Consider the following 5,798-nt stretch of genomic DNA (forward strand, 5'->3'; position numbering starts at 1 on the left):
CATCAACAACCCCGAATTCGGCCTCCTCAACAACGCCGACCTCAAACAACGCATCCACACCCGCACCGGCCCACCCACCCCCGACGACCTCGACGAGCTCCTCTGCAGGCGAAGGAAATCCCATTTCTTCCTCGCGCACCCGGAGACCATCGCCGCGTTCGGCCGCGAGTGCAACCGCCGGGGGATCTATCCGCAGAGCGTCGAGATCGACGGTCACGCGATCCCGTCCTGGCGCGGCGTCCCCCTGCTGCCCTGCAACAAGATCCCGATCACCAAGACCCGCACCAGCTCCATCCTCGTCATGCGCACCGGAGAAGACGACCAAGGCGTCATCGGCCTCCACCAGACCGGCCTCCCCGACGAATACGAACCCGGCCTCTCCGTCCGATTCATGGGCATCAACGAACAGGCCATCATGTCCTACCTCGTCAGCGCCTACTACTCCGCCGCCGTCCTGGTCCCCGACGCACTCGGCGTCCTCGAACACGTCGAAATCGGCCTCTGACCCACGACCGAAATCAGCATGGAAACGCCAGGCGACCGTTTGGGTCGCCCGGCTTCTCCATGCGCATCCTGAGAACGCCTCGCGGTGCCCGGGATCAGAGCCGTCCATGGGCTGGAGTTGAGCCCGGTTTTACAGTGATGAGACCAGCTTTCTGTGGTCACAACGGAGATTGACTGCGATAAGTGTGATGAAGTCGATGAAAGTCCTCCCCGGCGTCCGCGGGGCTTTCGAACACGCCCAGTTCAGGCACGGAGGGAAGGGGTCGCGCGTATGACCAAGGTGATGACCACGGGCCGTCCGGCACACGAGGTGCTGGCCTGGAGCCGCGACCTGGTCGGCCCCGCCCTGCGGTCCGCGGTGGAGACCCTGCCCGCGTCGATGCGGCGCATCACGGAGTACCACTTCGGCTGGCGGGACGAGCACGGCAGGCCGGCCACGAGCGGCGGAGGCAAGGCCATCCGCCCGGCACTCGTCCTGTTGTCCGCCGAGGCGGTCGGAGTCGCCGCTGAGGTCGGAAGCGCTGCTGAGGTCGGAAGCGCTGCTGAGGTCGGAAGCGCTGCTGAGGTCGGAATCGCCGCCGACGCGGCCGGAGTCCCCGCAGGCTCGCCGCCACCGGCCACGGGCGGCCACGGCGCTCCCGAGGCGGGAGCGGTCCGAGGCGCGGCCGGGGGCCTCAATCTCGCGGCCATGTCGGCGGCGGTCGCGGTGGAGCTGGTGCACAACTTCTCCCTGCTTCACGACGACGTGATGGACGGCGACGCGACCCGACGCCATCGCCCCACGGCCTGGAGCGTGTTCGGTGTCAGCGCGGCCATCCTGGCCGGTGACGCCCTGCTGACCCTGGCCTTCGACGTGCTGGGCGCCGACGGCCACCCCGCCGCTCCCGACGGGGCCCGGGTGCTCGGCGCCGCGGTCCTCGATCTGGTCGAGGGCCAGAGCGCGGACACGGCCTTCGAGAGACGCGCCGATGTGAGCCTGTCCGAGTGTGTGAGCATGGCCGAGGGCAAGACGGGGGCGCTGCTGGGCGGCGCCTGCGCCCTCGGCGCCCTGTTCGGCGGGGGGACTCCTGAGCAGATCGAGCGGCTGCGGGGGTTCGGCGCCCGCCTGGGGCTGGCCTTCCAGCTCGTGGACGATCTCCTCGGCATCTGGGGCGATCCGGCGGTGACGGGAAAGCCCGTCTACTCCGACCTGCGCAACCGGAAGAAGTCCCTGCCCGTGGTCGCCGCCCTGGCCTCGGGTACTCCGGCCGGTGAGGAGCTCTCGACGCTCTACCACCGCGAGCAGGAGCTCACCGGTCCCGATCTGGTCCGCGCCGCCGAGCTGATCGAGGCCGCGGGCGGCCGTGCGTGGAGCCAGGCGCGGGCCGACGACCTGCTGGCCGAGGCGCTCGGCCACCTGACGGCCGCCGACCCCGTGCCGAGGGCCGCCTTCGAGCTGACCACCCTCGCCCGCCTGGTCACCCACCGCGACCACTGAGCGCGGGGCTCAGCGGGTCAGGGCCGTGATGATGCGGTCGAGGGCCGCCAGGTCGGCGGGGCCGAGATCGAGCAAAGGCGGGGGCGGCTCGCCGAGGATCGCATCGGCGACCACGGCGGCCTTCTCGCCCTCGGCGGTCATGGTCACGACCTTCTGGCGGCGGTCGTCCGGGTGGACGTCGCGCACCACCAGGCCGCGCCGTACGAGATCGTCCACGACAAGCGAGGTGTAGGGGGCGTCCGTGCTCAGCTCGGCGGCGAGCTGCCGCATCGTCATCGGCGCCACGGCCAGCCGGCGCAGCGCCTTGACCCTGATGAAGCTCATGTCGAGCGCGTCGCAGACCTCCTTGCGCCGGTCATACCGGTCGAGGACGAGCGCGCGCATGCCGTGCCAGACACGGGTGGCCATCTGGGGGTCGTGGCTCATGACGTGACGGGAATCCTCGTGTCGTCGACGGTGAGGCGTGCCGCGGTCCGCTCCGCGGTGCTCTTCGCCCATCTGCCCGTGGTGATGATACCCAGGAGCAGCACGACCGCCCCGTACCCTGCGACGATCCACCAACCCGGCAGGCTGGCCGTGGTGAACCCCTCCCTCAGGGGTCCCGTCATGCCGAACGCGAGCACCGACCCGGCGACGGCCACGCCGAGCGACTGGCCGACCTGGCGGCTGGTCGAGGCGACGGCCGCCGCGACCCCGGCCTGTGCCAGGGGCATCCCCGATACGGCGGTGTTGGTGACGGGCGCGTTGACCATGGCGAACCCGAAGCCGAAGACGGTGTACCCGGCGAGCAGCCAGGGGATGGGCGTGGTCACGGTCAGCCGGGTGAGCATGAGGCCGCTGGCGGTGATGGCGACACCCGCCATGATGAGCGAAGGCCGGGACCCGCGCTCCCCGACCAGCCGGCCCGACAGCGGGGCGAACACGACCGCCATCGCCGCGATGGGCAGCGTGCACAGCCCCGCGTGGAACGGTGAGAGATTCCGTACGTCCTGCAGGTACAGCGTGTTGAGGAACAGGAACGCGCCGAAGCCCGAGAACGCGCTCACCGCGATGACCGACGCCCCCGAGAAGGGCACGCTGCGGAAGAAGCGCAGCTCGATCAGGGGTTCCGGGCGGCGCAGCTCGTACACGATCAGGGCGGCAAGCGCGGCCACGGCGGCGGCAGAGAACGCGATGATCACCGGGGAGTTCCAGCCCCTGCTCGGCACCTCGATGATCGCGTACGTGAGCGAGGCCAGCGTCACGATGACCAGCACCTGGCCCACGGGGTCGATCCGGCGGGGACGAGGCGCCCGGGACTCCGGGACGTACAGCGCCGTGAGCAGCAGGGCGGCCACCGCGACCGGCACGTTGATCCAGAAGATCGAGCGCCAGCCGGTCGTGTCGACGAGCGCCCCGCCGACGACCGGGCCGAGCGCCATGCTGATGCCGACCACGCCTCCCCACACGCCGATGGCGCGGGCGCGTTCCCTCGGCTCGGTGAAGGTGTTCGTGATGATCGACATGGCGACCGGGTTGAGCATCGAGCCCCCGATCGCCTGGAGGACCCGGAAGGCCACCAGCCAGCCGAGGCTCGGCGCCAGCCCGCAGAGGAGCGAACCGGCCGCGAACACCACCAGGCCGATCTGGAAGGTGCGGCGGCGCCCGACGCGGTCGCCCGTCGAGCCCGACAGGAGCAGGAGGCTCGCCAGCACGAGCGTGTAGGCGTCGATGGTCCACTGCATCCCCGAGACCGGTGCGCGAAGGTCACGCTCGATCGACGGGAGGGCGACGTTCACGATGGTGTTGTCGAGCCCCACGATGAGCAGGCTCATGCAGCAGATCAGCAGGACGAGCATGCGCCTGCGGCGGCTGAGCTCGGTCACGGCCCTCCCCAAGAGGTTGTAGGCGTACAACGGTTTTAAGAGTACAACCAATGCCTCTTATAGTCTGATTTATGCCTATGAACTGCGGATATATGGCTGATGCCCGGGGAAGAACCAGTCTCGTGGGGGCGTGCGATGGCCGGTTACCCGCGACGGTCCCGCTTTCGGGCCGTTGAAGGGTGCCGCGCAGCGCGTTCGGGCCGGGCTCCGCCGTCGCCGCGCTCAGGGGGACAGCGGCCGGTCACGCGATGCCGCGGCCGGGTCTATGGCTGCCGTCAGCGTGCCACTCGCGGCTGTCCCCCATTCGTCCCGCGGCACCCGCGGCACCTCCGGTGACAAGACGGAAGCCTCCGGTGACAGAGGGAGAACCATGCCCGCACAAACGTCGTGGCCCTGTCCGGGGGGACCCCTCCGGGACAGGACCACGACGGTGTAGGTGAACGACCGCTGCTCGGTAGACGGTGGTGTTCGGTGGACGGTGGTGTTTGGTGACGGGCCCCGCCACGGGCTGCGCTTCAGCCGTGGCGGGGCCCGCGGTCTGCGGGTTAGAGCGCCGGGTAGGCGTTCTGGAGGAGCTGACGGAACTGCGCCGAGAACCACGCGCCGGAGATCGGAGCGTTCGGCAGAGCGCCGGTCATGTTGTTGCCGTTACGGCCGTTGCCGGTGTAGGTCGGGTCGCACATCCGGTCGAAGCCCTTGCCCTCGTCGTTCGGGATGGCGGAGCTGGAGCCGTCCGACTCGCCCGGAGGCTTGATCCAGACGTAGGCGTCGAGGCCGGTGGCGGGGTTCGCCCTCGGACGCTCGCCGAGCCCGGCGCCGCTCTGGTTGCACCAGTTGCCGGCGTGGATCCGCCGGTCGACGCGGGACTGGTCGACGAAGGTGTTGACGTCGGTCGACGTGCTCGCCGCCGTGGGCCGGGCCGAGCCGCCCCAGCCGTTACGGGAGGTGTCGATCAGCATGCCGATGGTCGACGGGAAGCCCTCGGTGATGAGCCGCTGGCGGAACGCCTGGGCGTAGGTCAGCTCGTCGACGTAGAAGTTCCAGTCGACCCAGCGGGACTGACGCACCGTCTGGCCACCCGGGGTGGAGTTGATGGTGAAGTACGGCTCGGTCAGCGCGGAGTAGTTGGCGGTGTTGGTGATGAAGCCGTCGACGCTGGACATACCCGCGGTGGTGCCGCGCGCGGTGCTGGCGAAGAGTTGGGCCGACGGGCCGAAGTTGGTGTCCCAGCCGAGCCAGCCGTGGTGTCCCGCGTCGATGTAGGTGTACACGTTCGTGATCGCGTGCAGCTTGTTCAGGGCGTACTGCACACCCTGGACATAGGCGCCCGACGACTGCGCCTCGGCGCAGGCGGCGATGTTGGTGTTGGTGATCAGGTTCGGCAGCGAGTCGATCTCGATGATCGATACGATGCGCAGCGCCGCGTACTTGGGGTCGGCCATGATCGCGGCGATCGGGTCGATGTACTCGGTCTTGTAGCGGTTGAGGCCGTTCTCAGAGATCTTGAGCTCGCCGTTGGAGGCCAGAGCCGAGCAGTCGCGGTTCGGCAGGTTGTAGATGACGAACTGGATGGTCAGCGGGGTGCTGCCGTTGGCGGCGTCCTGCTGGACGGCCGCGTCGAGGTGCGCGCGCAGGCCCTTGGCGCTCGACGAGCCGGCGATGGCGGCGATGCGGTCCAGCCACACGCCCGTCGAGATGTTCGCCACGGCGGAGCCGCCCGGCTCGGCGGCGGCCTTGGTGGACCAGTCGCTGTTCACGTAGCCGGTGGCGCCGACGTAGGGGTTGTCGACGTGCGTGCCCGGGTTGCCGCCGCCGGTCTGCACGGACGCGGTGACCGTGACCGAGGTGAGGCCGGAGGAGGCGACCGTGATGGCCCGCGTGCCGTTGGCGCTGCTGGCGTTCGCCGCGGCCGACAGCGTCACGTTCTGCGCGGTGTTCCAGTTCGCGGAGGT

The 5,798-nt window shown here is 69.7% G+C and carries 4 protein-coding genes and 1 pseudogene; 2 read left to right on the forward strand and 3 right to left on the reverse strand.

Annotation, left to right across the window (positions count from 1 at the left end; genetic code table 11):
• Positions 1-505: pseudogene (locus AB0B89_RS20570) on the forward strand (Crp/Fnr family transcriptional regulator); the annotation flags it as partial.
• Positions 506-775: 270 nt separating this feature from the next.
• Positions 776-1,981: a family 2 encapsulin nanocompartment cargo protein polyprenyl transferase gene (locus AB0B89_RS20575; RefSeq protein WP_358554952.1), complete on the forward strand. Its 1,206-nt coding sequence runs from the start codon at positions 776-778 to the stop codon at positions 1,979-1,981.
• A 9-nt stretch (positions 1,982-1,990) separates the two neighbouring features.
• On the opposite strand, the gene AB0B89_RS20580 is transcribed toward AB0B89_RS20575, so the two are convergent.
• The 3 genes from AB0B89_RS20580 to AB0B89_RS20590 all read right to left on the reverse strand — a co-directional run.
• Positions 1,991-2,407, reverse strand: coding sequence for a MarR family transcriptional regulator (locus AB0B89_RS20580; protein ID WP_358554955.1), 417 nt, complete (start codon positions 2,405-2,407; stop codon positions 1,991-1,993).
• Positions 2,404-3,846 (reverse strand): MFS transporter, encoded by a 1,443-nt coding sequence (locus AB0B89_RS20585; protein ID WP_358554958.1) that lies wholly within the window; start codon positions 3,844-3,846, stop codon positions 2,404-2,406. The genes AB0B89_RS20580 and AB0B89_RS20585 overlap by 4 nt, the downstream gene beginning before the upstream one ends.
• 545 nt (positions 3,847-4,391) lie before the next feature.
• On the reverse strand, positions 4,392-5,798 hold a 1,407-nt coding region (locus AB0B89_RS20590; RefSeq protein ID WP_358554961.1), incomplete at its 5' end, for a glycoside hydrolase family 6 protein.

It is taken from the genome of Sphaerisporangium sp. NPDC049002 (assembly GCF_040649355.1).
GTDB lineage: Bacteria > Actinomycetota > Actinomycetes > Streptosporangiales > Streptosporangiaceae > Sphaerisporangium.